The 21,787-nt window shown below is 69.3% G+C and carries 19 protein-coding genes; 8 read left to right on the top strand and 11 right to left on the bottom strand.

What is annotated here, in order from left to right; genetic code table 11:
* The first annotated feature begins 97 nt into the window (after positions 1–97).
* The 3 genes from ABN611_RS05180 (at position 98) to ABN611_RS05170 (ending at position 5,573) form a co-directional block, all read left to right on the top strand.
* Positions 98–2,404, top strand: coding sequence for a hypothetical protein (locus tag ABN611_RS05180; protein ID WP_350278617.1), 2,307 nt, complete (start codon positions 98–100; stop codon positions 2,402–2,404).
* Between the two features lie 175 nt (positions 2,405–2,579).
* A complete protein-coding gene (locus ABN611_RS05175) occupies positions 2,580–5,342 on the top strand; it encodes an AAA family ATPase (RefSeq protein WP_350278616.1) in 2,763 nt (920 codons plus the stop codon).
* A complete protein-coding gene (locus ABN611_RS05170; protein ID WP_350278615.1) occupies positions 5,343–5,573 on the top strand; it encodes a hypothetical protein in 231 nt (76 codons plus the stop codon).
* On the opposite strand, the gene ABN611_RS05165 is transcribed toward ABN611_RS05170, so the two are convergent.
* On the bottom strand, positions 5,545–6,354 hold the full coding sequence (locus tag ABN611_RS05165) for an AraC family transcriptional regulator (RefSeq protein ID WP_350278614.1): 810 nt from the start codon (positions 6,352–6,354) through the stop codon (positions 5,545–5,547). The genes ABN611_RS05170 and ABN611_RS05165 overlap by 29 nt on opposite strands.
* Positions 6,355–6,378: 24 nt before the next feature.
* Here ABN611_RS05165 and ABN611_RS05160 point away from each other — a divergent pair, with 24 nt between their 5' ends.
* Together ABN611_RS05160 and ABN611_RS05155 are read left to right on the top strand one after the other, a co-directional pair.
* On the top strand, positions 6,379–7,206 hold the full coding sequence (locus tag ABN611_RS05160; RefSeq protein ID WP_350278613.1) for a M55 family metallopeptidase: 828 nt from the start codon (positions 6,379–6,381) through the stop codon (positions 7,204–7,206).
* A gap of 53 nt (positions 7,207–7,259) precedes the next feature.
* A complete protein-coding gene (locus tag ABN611_RS05155) occupies positions 7,260–7,673 on the top strand; it encodes a DUF2000 domain-containing protein (RefSeq protein ID WP_350278612.1) in 414 nt (137 codons plus the stop codon).
* Here the strand turns inward: ABN611_RS05155 and ABN611_RS05150 are convergent.
* From ABN611_RS05150 to sdhC, 5 genes are all read right to left on the bottom strand, one after another.
* Complete coding sequence (locus ABN611_RS05150; RefSeq protein WP_350278611.1) at positions 7,670–8,830, bottom strand: hypothetical protein; 1,161 nt, start codon at positions 8,828–8,830, stop codon at positions 7,670–7,672. The two genes, ABN611_RS05155 and ABN611_RS05150, sit on opposite strands and share 4 nt — an antisense overlap.
* 80 nt (positions 8,831–8,910) lie before the next feature.
* Complete coding sequence (locus tag ABN611_RS05145) at positions 8,911–9,615, bottom strand: succinate dehydrogenase iron-sulfur subunit (RefSeq protein WP_167217328.1); 705 nt, start codon at positions 9,613–9,615, stop codon at positions 8,911–8,913.
* Positions 9,615–11,357, bottom strand: coding sequence for a succinate dehydrogenase flavoprotein subunit (gene sdhA / locus ABN611_RS05140; RefSeq protein ID WP_350278610.1), 1,743 nt, complete (start codon positions 11,355–11,357; stop codon positions 9,615–9,617). The genes ABN611_RS05145 and sdhA overlap by 1 nt, the downstream gene beginning before the upstream one ends.
* A gap of 7 nt (positions 11,358–11,364) precedes the next feature.
* Positions 11,365–11,826 (bottom strand): succinate dehydrogenase hydrophobic membrane anchor subunit, encoded by a 462-nt coding sequence (locus ABN611_RS05135; RefSeq protein WP_350278609.1) that lies wholly within the window; start codon positions 11,824–11,826, stop codon positions 11,365–11,367.
* A 1-nt stretch (position 11,827) separates the two neighbouring features.
* Positions 11,828–12,205, bottom strand: coding sequence for a succinate dehydrogenase, cytochrome b556 subunit (sdhC, locus tag ABN611_RS05130; RefSeq protein WP_350278608.1), 378 nt, complete (start codon positions 12,203–12,205; stop codon positions 11,828–11,830).
* A 275-nt stretch (positions 12,206–12,480) separates the two neighbouring features.
* On the opposite strand from sdhC, the gene ABN611_RS05125 reads away from it, so the two are divergent.
* Entirely contained in the window at positions 12,481–13,296 is an 816-nt protein-coding gene (locus ABN611_RS05125; RefSeq protein WP_350278607.1) for an MBL fold metallo-hydrolase, read from the top strand.
* Positions 13,297–13,307: 11 nt separating this feature from the next.
* Here the strand turns inward: ABN611_RS05125 and ABN611_RS05120 are convergent, their stop codons facing one another.
* Positions 13,308–14,507: a glycosyltransferase gene (locus tag ABN611_RS05120; RefSeq protein ID WP_350278606.1), complete on the bottom strand. Its 1,200-nt coding sequence runs from the start codon at positions 14,505–14,507 to the stop codon at positions 13,308–13,310.
* Positions 14,504–15,628, bottom strand: coding sequence for a glycosyltransferase family 1 protein (locus tag ABN611_RS05115; protein WP_350278605.1), 1,125 nt, complete (start codon positions 15,626–15,628; stop codon positions 14,504–14,506). The genes ABN611_RS05120 and ABN611_RS05115 overlap by 4 nt, the downstream gene beginning before the upstream one ends.
* A gap of 130 nt (positions 15,629–15,758) precedes the next feature.
* Between ABN611_RS05115 and ABN611_RS05110 the strand changes: the two genes are divergently transcribed.
* Together ABN611_RS05110 and ABN611_RS05105 are read left to right on the top strand one after the other, a co-directional pair.
* Positions 15,759–16,991 (top strand): hypothetical protein, encoded by a 1,233-nt coding sequence (locus ABN611_RS05110; protein WP_350278604.1) that lies wholly within the window; start codon positions 15,759–15,761, stop codon positions 16,989–16,991.
* A gap of 78 nt (positions 16,992–17,069) precedes the next feature.
* Positions 17,070–18,644 (top strand): methylmalonyl-CoA mutase family protein, encoded by a 1,575-nt coding sequence (locus ABN611_RS05105; RefSeq protein ID WP_350278603.1) that lies wholly within the window; start codon positions 17,070–17,072, stop codon positions 18,642–18,644.
* A 275-nt stretch (positions 18,645–18,919) separates the two neighbouring features.
* On the opposite strand, the gene ABN611_RS05100 is transcribed toward ABN611_RS05105, so the two are convergent.
* The 3 genes from ABN611_RS05100 to ABN611_RS05090 all read right to left on the bottom strand — a co-directional run bounded on the left by ABN611_RS05100 (position 18,920) and on the right by ABN611_RS05090 (position 21,730).
* Positions 18,920–19,330 (bottom strand): hypothetical protein, encoded by a 411-nt coding sequence (locus ABN611_RS05100; protein ID WP_350278602.1) that lies wholly within the window; start codon positions 19,328–19,330, stop codon positions 18,920–18,922.
* Entirely contained in the window at positions 19,327–19,965 is a 639-nt protein-coding gene (locus ABN611_RS05095) for a nucleotidyltransferase domain-containing protein (RefSeq protein WP_350278601.1), read from the bottom strand. Before ABN611_RS05095 ends, ABN611_RS05100 begins: the two co-directional genes overlap by 4 nt.
* Positions 19,966–20,548: 583 nt before the next feature.
* Positions 20,549–21,730, bottom strand: a complete 1,182-nt coding sequence (locus tag ABN611_RS05090; RefSeq protein WP_350278600.1) for an amidohydrolase — start codon at positions 21,728–21,730, stop codon at positions 20,549–20,551.
* Positions 21,731–21,787: the final 57 nt, after the last annotated feature.

Raw genomic sequence — 21,787 nt, 5'->3', positions numbered from 1 at the left:
GCGTCGCGCCCGCCTGCTGCTGACGTCTGTCCTTGTCATGTCGTTGCCGTTCACCGCGGCTGTTCCTGCAGCAGCCGCGCCGCACGCATCCACGCAAGTGAGCGCTGTTCCCGCGGCGCCTACAGCCGTACAGACGTTCCCGGTCCTCGGCGGCCTCGGCGTCTCGTGGAGCGCGCCCGTAGGCGTTGTCGATGGGTACCTGGTCCAGTCGCAGCGCACCAACGGCGCCTGGGCCGACGCGTCGAAGCAGTTGCCCGCCGGTACGACGAGCTGGATCGACTCGCACGTGAAGGCGGGTGCCAGTGCGACGTACCGCGTGATCGCGGTGAACGCCGACGGCTCCAGCCAGCCGAGCGCGACCGTCACAGGTACCAGGCCGGCGACGGACCCCGCGATCGGCACGCACGACGTGCTCACCGTCGACGCCGATGTCGCGGCGTACCTGACGGCACCTGCCATCACGGACGGAGTGGCCCGTTCGGTCGCGCAGTCCGCGGCCGCCGGCGTCCGCACGCTCTCCGCGGGGAGCCTGCAGTTCACGTTGCCGGCGCTCTTCTCCGGACCTGGAACCTACCCGGTCGCTAGCGGCGGCCGATCGTTCGTCGTGCGCCAGAACGACCAGGAATGCAGCCTCGCCGGCACGTTGAACATCGCCGAGATCGCCTACACCGCGGATCTTCAGGTCGGGACAATGAGCGCGACGTACTCCGGCACTTGCCCTGCGGGCAACTCGTTGTACGGCGAGATCCGGATCAAGAGCACGCAGCCGTACGCCGCCCTCGCGATCGACACGCCGCGCGTAGATCTCGGCAAGATCGAACTCAACACCGCGCCGAGGTACATCCGGGTGACGCTGACGAACGTCGGCACCAAGGATCTCCGCCTGTACGTCAAGCCGCTGCCCGCCGATCCCACCTGGACACGCCAGGAGGACTTCGCCTGCCAGTCCCTTGCCCCGGGGGCGTCCTGCACCGTCGTGGTGACGTTCACGCCGACCTACCCCAACGACCCTCGGACGGTGCTGGACATCGAGGACAACACCGCACGAGCAAGGCACCACATCCTGTTGAGCGCCAGCGTCTACACCGTCCCCTCCGCACCCGACAGGGTCACGGTCGATGCGACGTACAGCGGGGTGGACCTGTCGTGGAACGCGGGATCCTGGGGCAACGCCGCACCGGTCGGGTTCGTCGTCGAGCGTTCGGTCGACGGAATCGAGACCAGATTCACCGTGCCGCCGAACCAGACGCGCTGGACCGAGCCCTGGACCGCGGCCTCGCGTCCGGTCACCTATCGCGTCTCGGCCGTCAACGAGTACTTCGAAGGTCAGCCGAGCGTGCGCGTCTCGCCGGCCAAGTCGTGGGAGCAGGTCATCGCACTCGTTCGGCGGCCGAACGAGCCGGCCGGGTTCGGGAGTTTCGCGGTGCCGACGGCCAGGCAGGTCGTACCGATCGAGAATCCGCCGCCGGGCGAAGCCACCGAGGTGACCAGCGGCCCGAACGGTGCCGACATCGCGTATGTCCTGCCCAGCGGTCTGTGGACGCGTCGGCAAGGCGTCGACACACTGGTTCGGTCCGGAGCAGGGATTGCGCATCCGGCGTGGTCACCGGACGGTACCCGGATCGCGTTCCGTACGGCGGGCAGCGATTCGTCGACCTGCGTCGACGTCGTGACGTTGGCCGACTCATCTGTCGTCAGAGTCGGCTGCCACCTCGACCAGCCGATCTGGCACACCGACAACCACTCCCTGATCGTCCAGGACACCAGCCTCCCCGGCGCGCCGTTGACCCGTGTCGAGGCGGCGGCAGCGGGCGCACGCATCGCGATCATCGAAGGTTCCGAGGGCGCCACGCGTGCCGTGCTGTCACCGCGTGGGAACATGCTGGCGTATCTTCCCGCGGGTACGCGCGGCGTGGTCGCGTTCCTGCCACCCGATGGTGGTACGGCGAACCTGGCCGATCTCGGCTTCGTCGAGGGGAAGACCATCGAAGACCTCGAGTGGGACACCGTCGGCAACTGGGTCGCTGTCCTGACCAGACTCGGGGACCGCGACATCATCGAGACGCTCAGCGCCCGTGAGTTCCTCGGTGGTGCCGGCCTGGTCCTCGGGGCCCCCGTGTACAACACGACGACCGAACGGATCGTCGACCTCAAGTGGCAAGGGCGCAACGTCGTGATCGCGGACGTCCCTGCTGTGAGCGGTCCGGACGTGTCGATCCCGTTCGACACCTCCGCTGTGGCCGGCCAAGACACCCAGTGCTTCCTGGACGGCGAGAGCCTCGGTTCGTGTACCTCGCCTTTCACCGCGACCGGGCTGTCGAGCGGCCGGCACACACTCCAGATCCAGCCCAACAGCGTGGGCGGCTACTTCGCCACTGCCACTCGCACGTTCACTGTGCAATAGCCCCAGACCCCGGAGACCATCCGGTGCCCCGGCACGATCGTGCCGTCTTTACTGCTCGGAACGGGGCAGGGGTCGGTGACAGGATGGTGACCAGCACATTTCCTCATGTGACACTCGCCGTGTCGATGCGTCCTTGGCTGTGATAATCGGCGAGGGTAATCCTTCGAGGAGTGGGATGACAGACGACGAGCTGGTCGGGCGAGCCGGGCTGGTCGAGCGTGCTACGAAGCAGCTCGAGACCAGTGGAAGTGTGCTGCTCTACGGTCCGACCGGTATCGGGAAGTCCGCTCTCGGGCGGACGCTCGTCGCGGAGCGTAGTCGTCAGGGCTGCCGGATCCTCAGTGCCGCGCCGTCCAACTCGGAGGCCGGGCTGCCCTATGTTACGCTCCTCGATCTGCTCTCCCACCAGCTCGAATTCGCCTGGCAGGTGCTCCCGGACCACCTCCGGCAGCCGCTCGAGGTCGCGCTGCTGAAGGCCAGTGCGCCGGACACGGTGCGTGACGAGCTCGCCGTGCGTCTCGCCGTACTGCATGTCCTGCGCCGGCTGGCGACGACCGGGCCGGTGCTGATCGTTGTCGACGACATCCAATGGGTCGACCCGTCGAGCCTCGAAGTACTCACCTTCTGCGCTCGCCGGCTGTCCGAGGGCGTGCAGCTGCTCGCGACCGAGCAGGTGGCCGACGGTGACCTGCCGATGATGGCCGACGCGTGCCCGGAGCCGGTGCTGCAGCTCGAGGTCCCGCCGCTGACCGAGCCCGACGTACTCGGCCTGCTCCGCCAGCGGCTGTCCAGCCCGCTCCCGGTCCGGACCGCCCGCCGGATCTTCACCGCGAGCGCCGGCAACCCGTTCATGGCGCTGGAGCTCGGGCGGGCTGTACTGCGGCATCCGAAGAGCGTCTCGCCCAACGACCCGCTGCCGGTCTCGAGCCGCCTGAAGACCCTGCTCGGCGAGCGCCTGGCCGACCTGTCCACGACCACCCACGAGCTGCTGCTGCACGCGGCGTCGTCGCCGCGCCCGACCACGACGCAGCTCGCCCAGTCGCTCGACCGCCCGATCGACGCGGACCTGGCCGAGGCCGAGACGCTCGGGCTGATCGACATCTCCGCCGAGCGGCTCCGCTTCACGCATCCGCTGCTGCGCGAGTTCGTGTACGCCGAAGCGACGTCGGCCGACCGTCGACGGGCGCACGCCAACCTCGCCGCCGCGGTCGACGAACCGGTCGAGAACGCCACCCATCGCGCCCTCGCCACCCAGGAGGCCGACGCGCAGCTGGCCGCCGCGATCGAGGAAGCCGCCACGGTCGCCGCGGGCCGTGGCGCGCCCGGCGCGGCCGCGACGCTCTGGCGGTTGAGTGCGGAGCGTACGCCGTGCACGCAGCCGGACGAACGCGCCCGCCGCCTCACCCGCGCCGCCGACGACGCTGCCGCGGCAGGTCATCTGGCGGAGTCGGCCGACATGGCCCAACTCGCGGCGCAGGTCGCGACGACCCCGGAGACGCGCGTGCCCGCGCTGCTGCTGTGCGCCGACGCCGTCTGGCCGGAGCGGGACCGGCGGGTGAACCTGCTGGCTGAGGCCTTCGAGGCAGCCGCGGGGACGAAGCGGCTCGAGGCACGGGTCCGGATCGAGCGCAGCCACAGCCACTACTTCGACCGCTGTCTGGACGACGCCCAGGAGGACGCCCGGATCGCCGAGGAGCTGGCGCGCGAGGTGGGCGACACCGAGGCGGTCGTCGACGCGTTGAGCGCGGCCAGTTCGGTGCTGATCGCCCGCGACGCGGAGCAGTCCGCCGACGCGGTGCTGCAGCAGGCGGCCGAGCTCGCCAAGGGCCTGCCGCTCACCCGGAGCGTGGTGAACGCCCGCCAGATGGCCGCGATGCAGGAGCTGTTCCGCGGCCGGACCGCCGAGGCGATCACCGCGATCAACGCGCTGGCCGACGAGGTCCGCGACCACGGCGCGATGCGCTGGCTGGCGTCCGTCCTGATCTCCGCGACGGCGATCTACGAGCGCAGCGGCCGCGGCGCCGACGCGCTCGCTGCCGGCCACGAGTGCTACCAGTTGATGCAGGACATCGGCGACGAGTCCGAGGTCGGCCTGGTCGTCGCCAGCCGCGCCGAATGGGCCGGCGGTACGGCGACCATGGCCCGGCAGCTCGCGGAGGCCGCGCTCGAGGGGGTCCGGCTGGTCGGCAACGACGAGTGGACCGGCCCGGCGCTGGCCAGCCTCGGGATGGTCGGCGTACTGACCGGAGACCCGCAGCGCGCGGTGGAGGCGTTCGACGCGATCGCGGACTCGGGCGAGGCCGCAATGCCGTACGACCCGGCCATCATCCCGTGGCACGCCGACTACGCCGAAGCGCTGGTCGCCGCCGGTCGGCTCGACGACGCGGCGGCGCTGATCGCCGAGATCCGCACCCGCGCCGAGAACTTGCACCGCGGCGTGGTCAAGCTCGGCCTGGACCGCGCCGAGGCGCTGCTGATCGCCAAGCGCGGCGATCCGGCCGCGGCCCTCGAACTGCTGGCGACGTCGGTCGCCTCGGCAGGCGATCGGATCTACCCGCTCGATCTCGCGCGCGCCGAGCTGACCCGGGGCCGGATCGCCCGGCAGGCCCGGCGCCGGTCGGTCGCGCGGACGGCGTTCCTGGACGCGATCGAGCAGTTCGAGTCGTACGGCGCACCGGCCTGGCGGGAGGTGGCGGAGACCGAGCTCGCGCGCCTCGACGTACCGAGCCGGAGCCGGCAACCGTCGGAGCTGACCGACAACGAGCTGCAGATCGTCTCGATGGTCCGCGACGGCTCCACGAACCGCGAGATCGCCGCCGCGCTGTACCTGTCGGTGAAGGCGGTCGAGTCGCAGCTCACCCGCCTGTACCGCCGCTTCGGCGTCGCCAACCGGACCCAGCTGCTCCGCATGGTCGACCGCCCCGGTCAGAATGGCTGAGTGAAACTCGAACGGAAACACGCACTCGTCCTGCTCGCCATCGCGGCCTGGAACGTCCTCACGTACCTGCGGTTCATCAAGGCGCTCGTGGACACCGAGGACCGGCCGACCGGGTACTACGTCGCGCACACGATCCTGATCGTCGTGAACCTGGGGATCGCGGGCCTGCTCGGCACCTGGGGTGTCCGCGCCTACAAGGCGGCTAAGGCTTCACGAAGCGCGCAGGTGTGACACCGAGCAGTTTCCGGAAATGCCGGTTGAGGTGCGACTGGTCGTAGAACCCGGCCAGGGTCGCCACCTCGGCCGCCGGACGCCCGTCGAGCAGGTACCGGCGGGCCAGGTCGATCCGCCGGCCGGTCAGGTACCGGTGCGGCGGCATCCCGTACTCCCGGCTGAACGCCCGCACGAGGTGGGCCGGATGCGCATGGACCAGCTTCGCCGCGTCCTCGAGCGTGATTCCGTCGCGGACGTGCGTATCCAGGAGGTCGCGCAGGCCCGCGGCAACGCGGGCGTCCCGCGGCCGGGGCGCGGTTTCCCGCTCGGACTGTGTGACCACCTGTCGCCGTAGATGTTGTTGCAAGCGCTCCTCGATCAGGCTCAGCCGGCTCTGGGCTTCCAGTTCCTCCCGGCCGTTCCGCAGTACGCCGTGCAGTTGGTGGATCCGATGCCGCAGCAGCGGGTCGACGTACTCCGGCCGGTCGACGGCCGCGCCGATCAGACCCTCGTCGAGCCGGTCCGGCGCCAGGTAGAGAACACGTTTTCGGAAACCGTTTGGCAACACCGAACGGCCGTCGTGCGGCACATGTGGCGGTAGCAAGGAAACCTGTGCCTGCGCGAGGCCGTGCTCGTGGCGATCCAGGTCGTACCGGACGGCGCCTTCGTCGACGATCAGCACCGTCCAGGCGTCGTGCGTGTGGCTCGGGTACGCGTGCGACGGGAAATGGGCGTGCAGCACCTCGACGACCCCGGGGACGTCGGGCCGCCACGCCCGCACCTCGGCGCCGCCACTCATACCTCAGAACATACGCTGCTCCCTGTGAGGGTCTACGTGAGTGCGGACATGGAAGGCGTCACCGGGGTCGTCGACGCGGAGGACGTGCAGCCGCCGGGGCGGGACTACGAGCGGGCCCGGGTACTGATGACCGAGGACGTCAACGCCGCTGTCCGCGGTGCCTACGCCGCCGGCGCCACCGAAGTACTCGTCAACGACGCCCACGGGCCGATGCGCAACCTGCTCCCCGACCTCCTCGACCCGCGCGCCCGCCTGATCAAGGGCCGCCCGAAGCCGATGGGCATGATGGAGGGCCTCACCGCTGAGTACGACGCCGCGCTCTGCGTCGGCTTCCACGCCCGCGCAGGCATCCTCGGCGTCCTCAGCCACAGCTTCATGGGCCACGAGATCGAGGACATCTGGCTCGACGACCGCCCCACCGGCGAGATCGGCCTCTTCCACGCGGCGTCCGCGGCGTACGGCGTCCCCGTAGCCGTCCTGACCGGCGACGACACCGCCTGCGACGAGATGAAGGCCTGGGACCCGGCCGTCGCCACAGTCCCGGTCAAATACGCCAAGGACCGCTTCGCCGCCCAACTGGTCCCGGTCGCCGAGGCCCGCGAAGCCATCGAAACCTCGACCGCCCAAGCCCTAGCCGGCCTGAGCACACCCGAAACCCCACCCACCCAGCAGACCCTCGCCGTCCGCTGGCAATCCGCCTCGGTAACCTCCCACCTCACCGCCATCCCCGGCGTCACCCGCCGCGACGACCGCACAGTCGTGGTGGAAGCAGACATGCTGCAGCTCTACCGCCTGTTCAACCTGTTCCTCCGCGTCTGTACGGCGGTCACCTCGAACCCGCCGTACTGCTGAGCCGGTTTAGAACGTACAAGACCGCCGCCGCGGCCCGCGGTGAAACTCGGGACGTGGAAAAGTTCGATACGAAGATTGCTGTGTTGTTGCGGGACGATCTGGCCGTCTGGCAGCGGTTGAATGTGACTGCGTTTCTGGTGAGTGGGATTGCGGGGACGCATCCCGAGGTCGTCGGGGAGCCGTACGAGGATGCCGACGGGGTGCGGTATCTGCCGATGTTCCGGCAGCCGGTGATGGTGTTCGAGGGGGCCAAGGAGTTCATGGTCACGGCGCACGAGCGGGCGCTCGGGCGGGGGATCGAGCACTCGGTGTTCACCCAGGACCTGTTCGCGACCGGGAACGACCACGACAACCGCGCCGCCGTGAAGGCGGTCGCGACCGGTGAGCTCGACCTGGTCGGAATCGCGTTCTACGGGCCTAGGAACGCCGTCGACAAAACCCTGAAAGGCGCGGCGAAACACCACTAACGCGGGGCGAACTTCGTCCAGGTCGCGCCGGCGTCGGTGCTCAGGACGACCTCGGTGGTACGGCGCTTCGGGACCTCGAAGCCGTACATCAGCTGCTGGTCGCCCTCGAGGTCCGCGAGGTCGCCCGGGTACCCGCGGTCCAGCTTCGCCTCGTCGTCGCGGACCCGGTAGAGCCGCGGGCGGTCGCCGGGGCGGCCGCCGAGCAGCAGCGCGGTGCCGTCGTCGAACGCGATCGGGTCGGTCTTCAGGGTCGGCGGGGCACCCTTCACCGTCGTCCAGTTCGCGCCGCGGTCGGTCGAGAGCTGGATCTTCGACACGGTCTGCCCGTTCGCGCCGACGGTCACCGCCGTCGTCAGCAGCGTCCGGCCGTCCGGGCTGACCGCGAGGCGGCCGAGCTGGTTGTGGGTGTCGAGCGACCGTGCGCCCCATGTCTTGCCGCCGTCGTCGGTCCAGACGATGTCGGTGCGGCCGATCCCGCTCAGCATCCAGCAGCGGCCGGAGCCGTCGCACACCGGCGACCGGGTGCCGCGGGTCTCCAGCATCCGGACCGTCGACTCCTCCGGGTTCACCACCACGATCCGGCCGGGCACCACCCGGTCGGTGAGGATCTCGTTCGGCGCGAACGTCGTCGTCGGCAGCCGGTACCGGAGCCGGGTCAGCAGCGGGCCGTCGTACGTCAGCCGGAACATCATGGTCGGGTCGCCGGTCAGCGTGCCCTCGAGCGGCGGCGCGACCGCGATCGCCTCGCTGCCGGCCTGCAGCGTCGCGTACGGCACCGGCCACTCCGGCGCGGTGGCGCGGGCGCCGTCGCGGTCGATCACCGCGGCGTACTTGCAGTTCGGGCCGGTGGTGCAGTCGGACCAGCCGGCCGCCCAGCGGTTCCGGGTGACCATCGTGATCGACAGCACCTGGGCGCGCTCGGAGTTCACCACCTTGGTCCCCGGCGCCCCGGCGGCCGCCGGCGTGATGCCGAGCGGCTTCGCGGCCGGGGCCTCCTGGCTCGAGAGCTGCACCAGCGCGAGGATGATGGAGGTCGTCGCCGCCAGCACCCCGAGCACGAGGAACGGCGGCATACCGCGGGGAAGGCCGCAGCGCTCCAACAGCTCCACCGTACGGCGGTAGTAGCGGTCGGACAGCTCCCGCAGACGCGGCTCCACAGTCACCCCCCAAGGCACAGGTGTCCCCGCGAGGCAGGGTCAGGTCGGCGGTGGAATCTTATGCGAGAACCGGGGCAGGCTCACACCCGGCGGAAGATCAGCGCCCGCTTGACTTCCTGGATCGCCTTGGTGACCTCGATGCCGCGCGGGCAGGCGTCGGTGCAGTTGAAGGTGGTGCGGCAGCGCCAGACGCCTTCCTTGTCGTTCAGGATCTCCAGCCGCTGCTCGGTGCCCTCGTCACGGCTGTCGAAGATGAACCGGTGCGCGCCGACGATCGCCTGCGGACCGAAGTACTGGCCGTCGGACCAGAACACCGGGCAGGACGTCGTACAGGCCGCGCACAGGATGCACTTGGTGGTGTCGTCGAAACGGTCCCGGTCGGCCTGCGACTGGATCCGCTCCCGGGTCGGCTCGTGGCCGCTGGTGACCAGGAACGGCATCACCGAGCGGTACGCGTCGAAGAACGGCTCCATGTCGACGACCAGGTCCTTGAGCACCGGCAGGCCCTTGATGGGCTCGACGGTGATCTCCTTCTCCGGGTTCAGGTCCTTGATCAGCGTCTTGCAGGCCAGCCGGTTCCGGCCGTTGATCCGCATCGCGTCCGAGCCGCAGACGCCGTGCGCGCAGGACCGCCGGAACGTCAGCGTGCCGTCCTGCTCCCACTTGATCTTGTGCAGCGCGTCCAGCACCCGGTCGGTCGGCTGCAGCGTGACGGCGTACGTCTTCCACTCGGCCTCGTCGACGACCTCGGGGTTGTACCGGAGGATCTTGACCTTGACGTCCATCAGTACTTGCGCTCCATCGGCTTGTAGCGGGTCTGCACGACCGGCTTGTAGTCGAGCCGGATGTTGACGTTGCCGTCGGCATCGACCTCGCGGTACGCCATCGTGTGGCGCATGAAGTTCACGTCGTCGCGCTTGTCGTAGTCCTCGCGGAAGTGGCCGCCGCGGGACTCCTTGCGGGCCAGCGCGGAGACCACGAGTACCTCGGCCAGGTCGATCAGGAAGCCGAGCTCGACGGCCTCCAGCAGGTCGGTGTTGAACCGCCGGCCCTTGTCCTGGACGCCGACGTTCTTGAACCGCTCCTTGAGCGCCTCGATGTCGACCAGCGCCTGCTTCAGCGAGCCCTCGGTGCGGTACACCTGCGCGTTCAGGTCCATCGTCGCCTGCAGGTCGGCCCGGATCGCGGCGATCCGCTCCTCGCCGGTGGAGTTGCGCAGGCCCTCGACGAGGTCGACGACGTACGACTCCGGGTTCTCCGGCAGCTCCTCGAACTCGGCCGTGGCGGCGTACTCCGCGGCGGCGATGCCGGCCCGCCGCCCGAACACGTTGATGTCGAGCAGCGAGTTGGTGCCGAGCCGGTTCGCGCCGTGCACCGAGACGCAGGCGACCTCGCCCGCGGCGTACAGGCCCGGGATCACGTCGTCGTTGTTGGCCAGCGCCTCGCCCTTGATGTTGGTCGGGATGCCGCCCATCGCGTAGTGCGCGGTCGGGAACACCGGGATCTGCTCGGTGTACGGCTCCACGCCCAGATACGTCCGCGCGAACTCCGTGATGTCCGGCAGCTTCGCGTCGATGTGCGCGGGCTCCAGGTGCGTCAGGTCGAGCATCACGTACGCGCCGTCCGGACCGCAGCCGCGGCCCTCGCGGACCTCGTTCGCCATCGCGCGGGCCACCATGTCCCGCGGCGCCAGGTCCTTCACGGTCGGCGCGTAGCGCTCCATGAAGCGCTCGTTGTCCTTGTTCCGCAGGATGCCGCCCTCACCGCGGGCCGCCTCCGACAGCAGTACGCCGAGACCCGCGAGGCCGGTCGGGTGGAACTGGAAGAACTCCATGTCCTCCAGCGGCAGGCCCTTGCGCCACACGATGCCCATCCCGTCACCGGTCAGGGTGTGCGCGTTGGACGTGGTCCGGAACACCTTGCCGAAACCGCCGGACGCGAAGATCACGGACTTGGCGCTGAACACGTGCAGCTCGCCGGTGGCCAGCTCGTACGCGACCACGCCGCTCGCCTTGCCGTCGGTCGTCAGCAGGTCGAGAACGTAGTACTCGTTGAAGAACTCGACGTTCTGCTTGATGCACTGCTGGTAGAGCGTCTGCAGGATCATGTGACCGGTACGGTCCGCGGCGAAGCAGGACCGCCGCACGACGGCCTCACCGTGGTTGCGGGTGTGCCCGCCGAAGAACCGCTGGTCGATCTTGCCCTCGGCCGTCCGGTTGAAGGGCAGACCCATCTTCTCCAGGTCGAGGACCGCGTCGACGGCCTCCTTGCACATCACCTCGGCGGCGTCCTGGTCGACCAGGAAGTCACCGCCCTTGACCGTGTCGAAGGTGTGCCACTCCCAGTTGTCCTCCTCGACGTTCGCCAGCGCGGCGCACATGCCGCCCTGGGCCGCGCCGGTGTGCGAGCGGGTCGGGTAGAGCTTGGTGAGTACGGCGGTGCGGGTGCGCTTGCTGGACTCGAGGGCCGCGCGCATCCCGGCGCCACCCGCGCCGACGATGACGACGTCGTACTGGTGGACCTGCATGATGTCCTTACTTATTGGTGCAGACCGACAGCGTGCTGCTGGGGTCGAGGCAGGGGTCGAAGGTGAAGATCACCAGGGTGCCGAGGACCACGATCACGATCGCGGCCGTGACCAGGGTGGACTTGAGCCAGAACCGGGTCTGGTCCTTCTCGGCGTAGTCGTTGATGATCGTGCGCAGGCCGTTGGTGCCGTGCAACATCGCCAGCCACAGCATCAGCAGGTCCCAGACCTGCCAGAGCGGGTTGGCCCACTTGCCGGCCACGAAACCGAAGTCGAGCGCGTTGATCCCGTCGCCGAGCATCAGGTTCACGAACAGGTGCCCGAGCACCAGGACCACGAGGGCGAGCCCGGACAGCCGCATGAACAGCCAGCTGTAGAGCTCGAAGTTCGTCTGGCCGGAGCGGTTCCGGCCGCCGCCCTTGAGGGAGCGGGCCTTGCTGCTGCTGCGCGGTGCGGCGATGTCGGTCATCTCAGCCTCCGAACACGTGGGTCAGATGGCGGATGACGAACGGCACGAACAGGACCACCCAGAGCGCGCCGACGCCGATCATCAGCTGCCGCTGGTAGCGCGGGCCCTTGGCCCAGAAGTCCACCAGGATCAGCCGGACGCCGTTGAACGCGTGGAACAGGATCGCCGCCACCAGGCCGACCTCGAGCAGGCCGACGAGCGGGTTTTTGTAGGTGCCGATGACCTCGTTGTAGGCCTCCGGCGACACCCGGACGAGCGCCGTGTCCAGCACGTGCACCAGCAGGAAGAAGAAGATCCCGACACCGGTGATCCGGTGCGCGACCCATGACCACATGCCCTCCCGGCCGCGGTAGAGCGTGCCGGCTGGTTTGCTGGGCAAACCGACCCTCCGATCGGATCTCGGAACAGAGCGGGTGCGGCTGCCGGGCGTTCTGGCAACGGCACCGAGGCTCGGCCGGGTGAAAACCAGGCCGGTTCGATGCTAGTCCCGCCGGGAGACCCGAAAGGTCCTGTCAGGTGTGACATCGCTCTCGCAAGTGGTCCACGAAGGAGCCGCCGGAGTGGCCCTCGACGGTGAGCCGCCGATGCACTTGACTTCAACCGGGCTTGAGCGCGAAGACTCGCGGCGACGCCGGAACCGAGGAGGAGAACACGGTGAGTTTCTGGATCTGTGCGACCTGTGCGGTCGAGCACTCCGAGCAGGTGGAGGTCTGCGCGATCTGCGCCGACGAGCGGCAGTGGGTGCCCGCCGACGGGCAGCACTGGACCACGCTCGAGGAGCTGGCCGCGGCCGGCACCGAGGTGACCATCGACGAGGTGGAGCCCGGCCTGTACGGCGTCCGCTCGAAGCCGCCGGTCGGCATCGGGCAGCAGTCGATGCTGCTCACGACACCCGAGGGCAACCTGCTCTGGGACCCGATCGGGTACCTCGACGACGACGCCGTACGCCGGGTCCGCGCGTTGGGCGAGGTGGTGGCGATCATCGCCAGCCACCCGCACATGTACGGCGTCCAGGTCGAGTGGAGCCACCGCCTCGGCGACGTACCCGTCTACGTCTCGGAGGCCGACAAGGAGTGGGTCGCGCGCCAGGACCCGGTGATCCGCACCTGGTCCGGCGAGCTGAAGCCGCTACCCGGAGTGACGCTGATCCAGCCCGGCGGCCACTTCCCCGGCAGCGCGGTGGTGCACTGGGCGAACGGTGCCGACGGCAAGGGCGTGATCCTGTCCGGCGACACCATCTTCGCCAACCCGGACCGCACCTCGGTCAGCTTCATGCGCAGCTACCCGAACCGCATCCCCCTCTCGGGGGCAGTCGTCGACCGCGTCGCACGCTCGCTGGACGGCTTCGAGTACGACCGCCTCTACAACAACTTCGGCGCCTCGATCCCGGTCGACGCCAAGTCTGTAGTACGCCGCTCCGCCGACCGGCACGCAGCCTGGACCCGCGGCGACTACGACCACCTGACTTGAGGCGGTGCCGGTTACGCAGCGAGGCGGGAGTGGGTGAGTCTGGTGTGGAGGGCGAGCATGCGGTCCACGCAGGTTTGCCAGGTGTAGAGCTCGGCGCGGTGGCGGGCGGCTCGGCGGCGGTTGGGGTGGGCTGCGAGAGACAGGACCGCGTCCGCCAGGGCTGACGGGTTCGCGGGGGCCCAGCGGCCGCAGGTTTCGTCGACGAGTTCGCGGGCGCCGCCGGTGTTGGCGGTGACTACCGGAGTGCCGGCGGCGAGGGCTTCGAGGACGGCCAGGCCGAAGGTTTCGCCGGGGCAGACGGACAGGGCGATGTCGGCCTCGGCGAGGTGCTTCGCGAGCGTCCGGCGGCCGTCGACGTACCCGTGGAAGGTGACGGGTGCGTCGCCCGCGATCTCGACCAGTTCGTCGAGGTGCGGGCCGGTGCCGTAGACATCCATCCGCAGGTTCACGCCGCGGCGGTGCAGTTCGGCGGCCGTGGCGACGGCCAGGTGCGGGCTCTTCTCGCGGGACAGCCGGCCGGCGTGGACGAGTTTCAGTACGCCGTCGTCCGCCGGTTCACCGAGCGACGGGTGGAACGTGTCGAGGTCGACGCCCAGCGGGATCCGCACCAGCGGCGTCGTCACCTCGTCGAACTCGGCCGCCGCGTAGCGCGAGGTCACCACGACGGCGTCGTACGTCCGGCCGAGGATCTTGTACAGCGCGGCGACGGTCGCGACCATCCCGAGCTGGCTGTACTTGACCCCGTCAGGCCCCCACCACTGGGTGCCTTCGCCCAGCATCCGGCCGGGGCGGAGTACGTCGTTCCCGCCGAGCTGACCGGGCCGCGCCGCGCCGAGCGCGAGCATCGCGTCCAGCCGCTCGTGGCTGAACAGGACCGTCCCGACGTCGTTCTTGCGGGCCCAGCGCGCGACCGGGAGCAGCGTCGACTTGTCGGAGATCTCGACCGTGGTCGGCTGGAACTTCTTCAGGATGTCGATCACGGTCCACGGGTTCGTGATCAGCCGGTAGCCGCCGCTCACCTTCGGCGCCTTCACCCGGACCACGGTGCCGAGTTCGGTCTCGATCACCACGTCCTTCTCGCCCGGCGTGATCACGATCCGGTCGGCGCCGGCCTCGGCGTACCCCTGGCCGATGTGCTCGATCGCGGTCCGCATCCCGCCGGACGTCGGCCCGACGAAGTTCGCGAGCTGGGCGATCCGCAATCCGGTCATGCGACCCGCCGGACGGCCGCGGCGTCCCGGAGTACTTCGGCGTAGTGGTGGTCGATGAGGTCGTCGACGACGGCCGGCCAGGTCCGCGACTGCACGCGCCGCAGGCCGCTCGCGGCCATTAGCCCGCGGGCGGTCGGGTGGTCGAGCAACGTCTTGACCGCGGCGCGCAGCGATCCGGGTACGCCGGGCTGGAAGAGCAGCCCGTTCTCGCCGGGCTGGATGAGGTCGAGCGGACCACCCGCCGCCGGTCCGACGGTGGCGACGCCGGAGGCCTGCGCCTCCTGGATCGTCTGGCAGAACGTCTCGTGCTCGCCGGTGTGCACGAACACGTCCAGCCCCGCGAAGATCGACGCCAGGTCGGCGCCCCGGCGCATCCCGAGGAAGGTTGCCGTCGGCAACGCGTGCTCGAGGGCCGCGCGGTCGGGGCCGTCGCCGACGATCACGATCCGGCAGTCCAGATCGGTCAGCTCGGCGAGCCGCCGTACCTTCTTCTCGGCCGCCAGCCGGCCGACGTACCCGACGATCGGCTTGCCGTCGGGCGAGAGCTGCCGGCGCCAGGCCTCGTCGCGGTGCGCGGGGTCGAACAGGTCGAGGTTCACGCCGCGGCCCCACAGGTGCACCCGCGGTACGCCGCCCTGCACCAGGGCGTCGACGGACGCGGACGACGGCGCGAGCGTGCGGTCGGCGCGCGAGTGCGTCCGCCGTACCCAGCGCCAGATGCCGCGGTCCGCGGCGGCGTACCAGGGGTACTGACGGGCGAAGCCGGCGATGTCGGTCTGGAAGATCGCGACCGTCGGTACGCCGAGCTTGCGGGCCGCGCGGAGCCCGTAGGCGCCGATGATGAACGGCGAGGCGAGATGCACCAGGTCCGGCTTGAACTCGGCCATCGCGCGCTCGATCGAGGGATCCGGCAGCCCGACCGGGTACTCCTTGTAGCCCGGCGTACGGAAGCTCCGCGCCCGCAGGACGGCGACGTCGCCGTAGCTGTCCGGGCCCGGGCCGGGGGCGATGATCAGCAGGTCGTGCCCGCGGGCACGCAGCCGGTCGGCGACGTGGCGAGCCGTGTTCGCCACGCCATTGATCTGCGGCAGGAAGGTCTCGGCCACCATCACGATTCGCACACTTCGAAGGTTCCTCACCGACCATGAACCCTGGGCGACACTCTCGTGACAGGGCGTCGATGCCCTGGCGACGGCTGCAGGGCCTTGAAGTGTCCTTCAGGTTGCCACCGGGCTGTGCTTGGTTAGTCGCATGCGAACTCTGGGGATCGTCGCCGCGATACTGATCGTGGTCGCGGGAGTCGGCGGTTTCGCCGCGCTGTGGTGGTGGGCCGGGCGGGCTGTCGAGCGGGATCAGGGAAAGCGTTCGATCAGCTGGTGGGGGACGCGGAACGGCTGGCGGTACACGACGGGTACGGACGAGCTCCTCAAGCGTTTTCCCGGAGCGCCGTTCGACCAGGGAACCAGCCGCGACATCCAGGACCTGTTGTCCGGGAACACGATTTCGGAACGTCCGGCACTGCTGATGCAGTTCAGCTGGTACCACATGCCGGACCTGCCGCAGGGCAAGGAAACCGGCGCCAGCGGCCTGCGCAGCGGGGTCTGCGCGGCCGCTGTGGTGGAGTTGCCGACCTCCGTTCCTGCGGTTTCCGTACGGCGTTCCGCGCTCGGCGGAGGCATCGACTTCGAAAGCGGCCGCTTCAACCAGGAATTCCGGGTGAAGGGCGCGGACGTCAAATTCGCGCACGACGTGGTGAACCCGCGGGTGATGGCGCTGCTGCTGGACGCTCCGGATCCGCCGTACGTCCGGATCGAGGGAAGGACGCTCGTCGTCTGGCGGGAGGGGAAGGTCACCGACGCGAAGGTCCTCCGGGAGCTGGGCGACTTCGCGGGCAAGCTGCTGGAGCTGATCCCTGCCTTCGCACTCGAGTCCGGTGCGCCCGGTGCCGGGCCGATCTCCACGATGCCGCCCGAACTGCTCGGCGAGCCGCCGGCCGGGGCCATCGCGTTCCTGCAGAAGCTCGAGTACCGCGGGCATCAGATCGAGCGGTACGAGCACCTGGCGGAGCTGTGGCAGCAGAAGCAGTGGGCGGTCGTGGTGAAGATCGACGTACCGTGGGTCTGGCCGGTCTGCATGACGGCCTCGAAGGCGCTCGTCCCGCCAGGCGTGCAGCCGCGCTTCGACGACGAGTACCTCACCGGCGATCCGTCGTACGACGCCCTGTTCGCGACCGGCACCCCGCAGCCCGGTTTCGCCAAGGCGTTCCTGACCCCGGAGCTGACGCGTTTCCTGGCCGGCGACCGCCGGGCCGAGCGCGTCGTGATCGTCTGCCAGTCCGACAACTACCGCGCCCAGCTCTGCGTGATGGCTCCCGGCCGTCTCGCCGACCAGGAACTGGCCGACACCCTGACCGACCTGGCGTGCGACATCCACGAGTACATCTCCCCGCAGGCACTCGCCTTCCGCTGGGAGGGCCAGAACTAGGCGCATGTGCCCGAGCACACACCGGGGACGTGCGCTGGTGCATACCAGTGCGGCGGTGGTTCGGAATACCGTGGGGGGATGAGTCATCGCAGCGAGTCGGGGTTCGAGTTCTCGCCGGTGTACGGGCCGCTCGACGGGTTCGACCCGTCGTCGAAGCTCGGCGAGCCGGGGGAGTTTCCGTACACCCGGGGCGTGTACCCGACGATGTACACCCAGCGGCCGTGGACGATGCGGCAGTACGCCGGGTTCGGTACGGCGGCCGAGTCGAACCAGCGGTATCACCAGCTGATCGACCACGGCACGATGGGGCTGTCGGTCGCGTTCGACCTGCCGACCCAGATGGGGTACGACTCCGACGCCCCGATCGCGCACGGCGAGGTCGGCAAGGTCGGGGTGGCGATCGACTCGATCGACGACATGCGGGTGCTGTTCGACAAGATCCCACTGGACCAGGTGTCGACCTCGATGACGATCAACGCGCCGGGGTCGGTGCTGCTGCTGCTCTACCAGTTGGTGGCCGAGGAGCAGGGCGTGTCCGGGGACAAGCTCACCGGCACGATCCAGAACGACGTACTGAAGGAGTACATCGCGCGCGGCACCTACATCTACCCGCCGAAGGAATCGCTGCGGCTGATCAGCGACATCTTCGCGTACTGCAAGGCGGAACTGCCGCGCTGGAACACGATTTCCATCTCCGGCTACCACATGGCCGAGGCCGGTGCGACGCCCGCGCAGGAAATCGCGTTCACGCTGGCGAACGGGATCGAGTACGTACGGGCCGCGGTCGCGTCCGGGCTCGACGTGGACGAGTTCGCGCCGCGGCTGTCGTTCTTCTTCGTCGCGCGTACGACGTTCCTCGAGGAGGTCGCGAAGTTCCGGGCCGCGCGGCGGATCTGGGCGCGGGTGATGCGGGACGAGTTCGGTGCGCGTAATCCCAAGTCGTTGATGTTGCGCTTCCACACGCAGACCGCGGGCGTGCAGCTCACGGCGCAGCAGCCGGAGGTGAACCTGGTACGGGTCGCAGTCCAGGGGTTGGCCGCCGTACTCGGGGGGACGCAGTCGCTGCACACGAACTCGTACGACGAGGCGATCGCACTGCCGACCGAGAAGGCTGCGCGGCTCGCGCTTCGTACGCAGCAGGTGCTCGCGTATGAGACCGACGTGACCGCGACCGTCGACCCCTTCGCCGGCTCGTACGTCGTGGAGTCGCTGACCGACGAGGTGGAGGCGGCCGCGGTCGAGCTGATGGACCAGGTCGAGGAGTACGGCGGCGCGGTAGCGGCGATCGAGAAGGGCTTCCAGAAGCAGGAGATCGAGCGGTCCGCGTACCAGATCGCGCAACAGATCGACTCGGGTGAGCGGGTCGTGGTCGGTATGAACAAGTTCAAGATCGCCGAGGAGGAGCCGTACGAACCGCTCCGGGTCGACCCCGCCATCGAGGCCCAGCAAACGGCCCGACTCGCCGACCTCCGCACCACCCGCGACCAGACGGCGGTCGACGAGGCCCTGGAGGCGCTGAAGAAAGCTGCCGAGGGCAACGACAACTGCCTCTACCCAATGAAACAGGCCCTGAAAGCCCGCGCAACGGTAGGCGAGGTCTGCAACACACTGCGGGCCGTCTGGGGCGTATACGTCCCCGCCGACACGTTCTAAGCGGTCCAAAGGACACCGGGGATCCGGTCCAAAGGACACCGCTTCGCGGCGGCTGCCTGTTGGCCGCCTTCGGCGGCGCGCGCGTCTGGTGGTGTCGCCGGACGGCGGTGCGCAGCTGCACGTGGTGAGGTGGCGAGCGGATGCCGCTGCGCCGCGGGTGGCTGTTGCCGCGAGGGTTGGATCCGCATGCCGGTGAGGAAGGCATCAGTTCAGCTGATGGATTCTGCGGTGCGTGATGCACAGCAGCAGATCGCTGGCTGGACCCGGCGCGGCCTTTACATGAGGAGTCTTGCTGCGCCGTCCACCAGTGTCCTCGCGTTTCGAAGTGCTGCTTTGGCCTGTAGGGCTCCGACGTAGATCATTCCGTAGTGCGCGTTGTCCTTGATGTCGAGCATTCGGCCGAGCGCACGGGACAGCGTTTTGCCGTCTGGGCCCGCCTGGGAAACGAGCTGGATCGCCTGACGGTGGTCCTGGCCGCGCGATCGTCTGCCGAGCGTCCCGCAACACGCAGCGTCGGCGGCGGCGATGCCGGCGAGTACTGCGAGCGCAGCCACGACGTTGTCGTTAGCCAGCTCGTCGTCTTCTCCACTGACGAGTTCAGCCACGTCGAGGAACGCCCGCGCCTGGCTGAGTCGGACGGTCGCTTGAGCCCGGTTGCAATCCTGCGTCCTGGCCGACGGCGTCATTGAGGCATCAGCCCACGACCGATCCGGTGACGAAGCTGGCGGAAGTCCGGGCCGAACACGGTGACGGAGTCGCGCAGCCAATCGTCGACGATCGATTCGCCGGACGCGATGTGTGCGAGCAGCGCGGCACTGCTCAACTCGTAGATCTGCAAGTGGTTGCCGGTCCAGGAATGGACTTGCTCGGCAAGCGAGCCAACTTGGTCGTTCCACTCCGGAGGCAGGTCTCTGGAGCCGTGGACGACGAGCAGGTCCACGTCGCTGTGCAGGTTCCCGTCTCCGCGCGCTGCCGATCCGAAGAGGCTCGCGTGGATCGGATGCTCCGACCATTCCGTGTCGATCACATCATGGATTCGCTGGATGAGCTTCTGGCGCAGGTTCGTCAGCTCAAGTACCGCGGCGGCGGCCAGATGATCGCGGTTAAGGACGTACTGGACAGCGCTACCCACCTCTGTCGCGGTCACCAGGCCTGTGCTGACTAGGCGCTGGAGAACTCGGCGGGTGCCTGACTCGCTTCCACCGGACGCCAACTGGTGCACCTTGCGGCCGGTGAGCGGCTGGGTGGTCCGCGACAACACCGTGAGCACCGGGCCGTCGAGGGTCGGGATCGCAGTACTGATCGGCTGAGACAGGTCCATTCTCCTCACTATACTGCGGATGTGCGCACTATTCTGCGGATGCCGATACTATAGTGAGGATGACGTAGAGCGACTGTTCCGTCACATATCCGGATTCGGGATACACGCGCGCAGGAGGCGGCCTCTGCGGAGCGGCGTCCTGCCTCATCGTCGGCCGCTTCGCCACACCACCCGGCAACAGTCACCGGTTGAACCGACACATGACCCCCCGCGGCGGGCAGACACAGGACAGCTGCGGCGTAACGGTCATCAGTTCTTCTTCAATACGGCACCAGGCGTCGGTGCCTCTGTCTGGCGGTGTAAGCGGCGGCCGCCGGAGACGGAGAAGAAAGCTGTCGTCGCGAAGCAGCGCCCCTTTCCTCAGCTCCCCGTTCACCACAGCCCTTGCGCCGGTACGTCGGTCCCGGCGGTGCCTGGTGCGCACGCCGCCGGAGGCGGTAAGAGGCAGCCGCCGCGACGCGGCGTCCATTCTTCAGTCGCTGTTCACCACGGCCCTGGCGCCGGTACCTCGAGCTGACGGCGCCCGACCGCGCACGCCGCCGGAGGTGGCCAAGAGAGCAGCCGCCGCGTAGCGGTGTCCGTTTTAGTCCAGGAGGGCTGTGGTGGTGAGGACTGTGGTGCCTACGGTGATGGCTTCTTCGGAGGGGTCGAAGCCGGGGGTGTGGAGGTCGGCGGCTTCTTCGGTGGTGGGTGGGCGGACGCCGAGGCGGGCCATGGCGCCGGGGACGTGTTCGCCGTACCAGGCGAAGTCTTCGCCGCCGAGGCTCTGGTCGGTGGGGGTGGCGGCGCTGGAGCCGATGGTCTGGTGGATGGCGTTCTGGAGGACGTTGATCGCGGCCGGGTCGTTCAGGACCGGCGGTACGCCGTGCGTGACCTCGGTGTCGACCTCGACGCCGTACGGGCGCACGATCTGGGCGGCGAGTGACGGGATGAGTTCGTCGGCGAGGCGCCACGCGTTGACGTCGAGGCAGCGCAGGGTGCCTTCGGCCTCGCCGCGGGACGGGATGGCGTTGGCGGCGGAGCCGGAGGTGATGCGGCCCCAGACGAGCGACATGCCGGCGCGGGGGTCGACGCGGCGGGAGAGGGCGGCGGGCAGTTCGGAGACCAGGGTGGCGAGCGCGTAGACGAGGTCCGCGGTCAGGTGCGGCCGCGACGTGTGGCCGCCGGGGCCGGTCAGCCGGACCAGGAGCCGGTCGGCGGCCGCGGTGAGCGCGCCGACCCGGAGGCCGACCTGTCCGACCTGCAGTCGCGGGTCGCAGTGCAGGCCGTAGATCCGCCGTACGCCGTCCAGTCCGCCGGCCGCGATCACCCCGAGCGCTCCACCGGGCATGACCTCCTCGGCCGGCTGGAAGATGACCCGGACCCGCCGGTCGAGGTGCCCGCTGCGCGCCATCCCGGCGAGCACGAGCGACGCGCCGAGCAGGGCCGCGGTGTGTACGTCGTGACCGCACGCGTGCGCCACCCCGTCGACGGTCGACCGCCACGGGGAGTCGACGCCGTCCAGGACCGGCAGCGCGTCGATGTCCGCCCGCAGCGCCACGCACGTGTCGCCCGAGCCGATGTCGCAGATCAGCCCGGTCCCGGTCGGCAGTACGCGCGGCGACAGGCCGGCGTCGACGAGTCGCTTCTCGATCAGTTCGGTCGTCCGTACTTCGTGCCAGCCGAGCTCGGGGTGCGCGTGCAGGTCCCGGCGGACCTCCACCATCTCCTCGCGCACCGCCTCGACGCGGGCCAGGACGTCGGCGACCAGTAACTGATGACTCATCCGGTGATTGTGGCACAACCGGTTAGGGCGGAATTCGCCCCAGGACCAGGCGGGCGG

This window comes from Kribbella sp. HUAS MG21, from assembly GCF_040254265.1.
Taxonomy (GTDB): domain Bacteria; phylum Actinomycetota; class Actinomycetes; order Propionibacteriales; family Kribbellaceae; genus Kribbella.
Note: the sequence above shows the minus strand (reverse complement) of the source record. Positions and strands in the feature narration are given on the sequence as shown.

Bases quoted from the DNA above. Each gene is read 5' to 3' on its own strand.
- ABN611_RS05135 (WP_350278609.1), bottom strand. From the start codon at position 11,826: ATGACCGACATCGCCGCACCGCGCAGCAGCAGCAAGGCCCGCTCCCTC.
- ABN611_RS05105 (WP_350278603.1), top strand. From the start codon at position 17,070: ATGAGTCATCGCAGCGAGTCGGGGTTCGAGTTCTCGCCGGTGTACGGG.
- ABN611_RS05175 (WP_350278616.1), top strand. From the start codon at position 2,580: ATGACAGACGACGAGCTGGTCGGGCGAGCCGGGCTGGTCGAGCGTGCT.
- ABN611_RS05090 (WP_350278600.1), bottom strand. From the start codon at position 21,730: ATGAGTCATCAGTTACTGGTCGCCGACGTCCTGGCCCGCGTCGAGGCG.
- ABN611_RS05100 (WP_350278602.1), bottom strand. From the start codon at position 19,330: ATGACGCCGTCGGCCAGGACGCAGGATTGCAACCGGGCTCAAGCGACC.
- sdhA (WP_350278610.1), bottom strand. From the start codon at position 11,357: ATGCAGGTCCACCAGTACGACGTCGTCATCGTCGGCGCGGGTGGCGCC.
- ABN611_RS05120 (WP_350278606.1), bottom strand. From the start codon at position 14,507: ATGACCGGATTGCGGATCGCCCAGCTCGCGAACTTCGTCGGGCCGACG.
- ABN611_RS05165 (WP_350278614.1), bottom strand. From the start codon at position 6,354: ATGAGTGGCGGCGCCGAGGTGCGGGCGTGGCGGCCCGACGTCCCCGGG.
- ABN611_RS05145 (WP_167217328.1), bottom strand. From the start codon at position 9,615: ATGGACGTCAAGGTCAAGATCCTCCGGTACAACCCCGAGGTCGTCGAC.
- ABN611_RS05110 (WP_350278604.1), top strand. From the start codon at position 15,759: ATGCGAACTCTGGGGATCGTCGCCGCGATACTGATCGTGGTCGCGGGA.
- ABN611_RS05095 (WP_350278601.1), bottom strand. From the start codon at position 19,965: ATGGACCTGTCTCAGCCGATCAGTACTGCGATCCCGACCCTCGACGGC.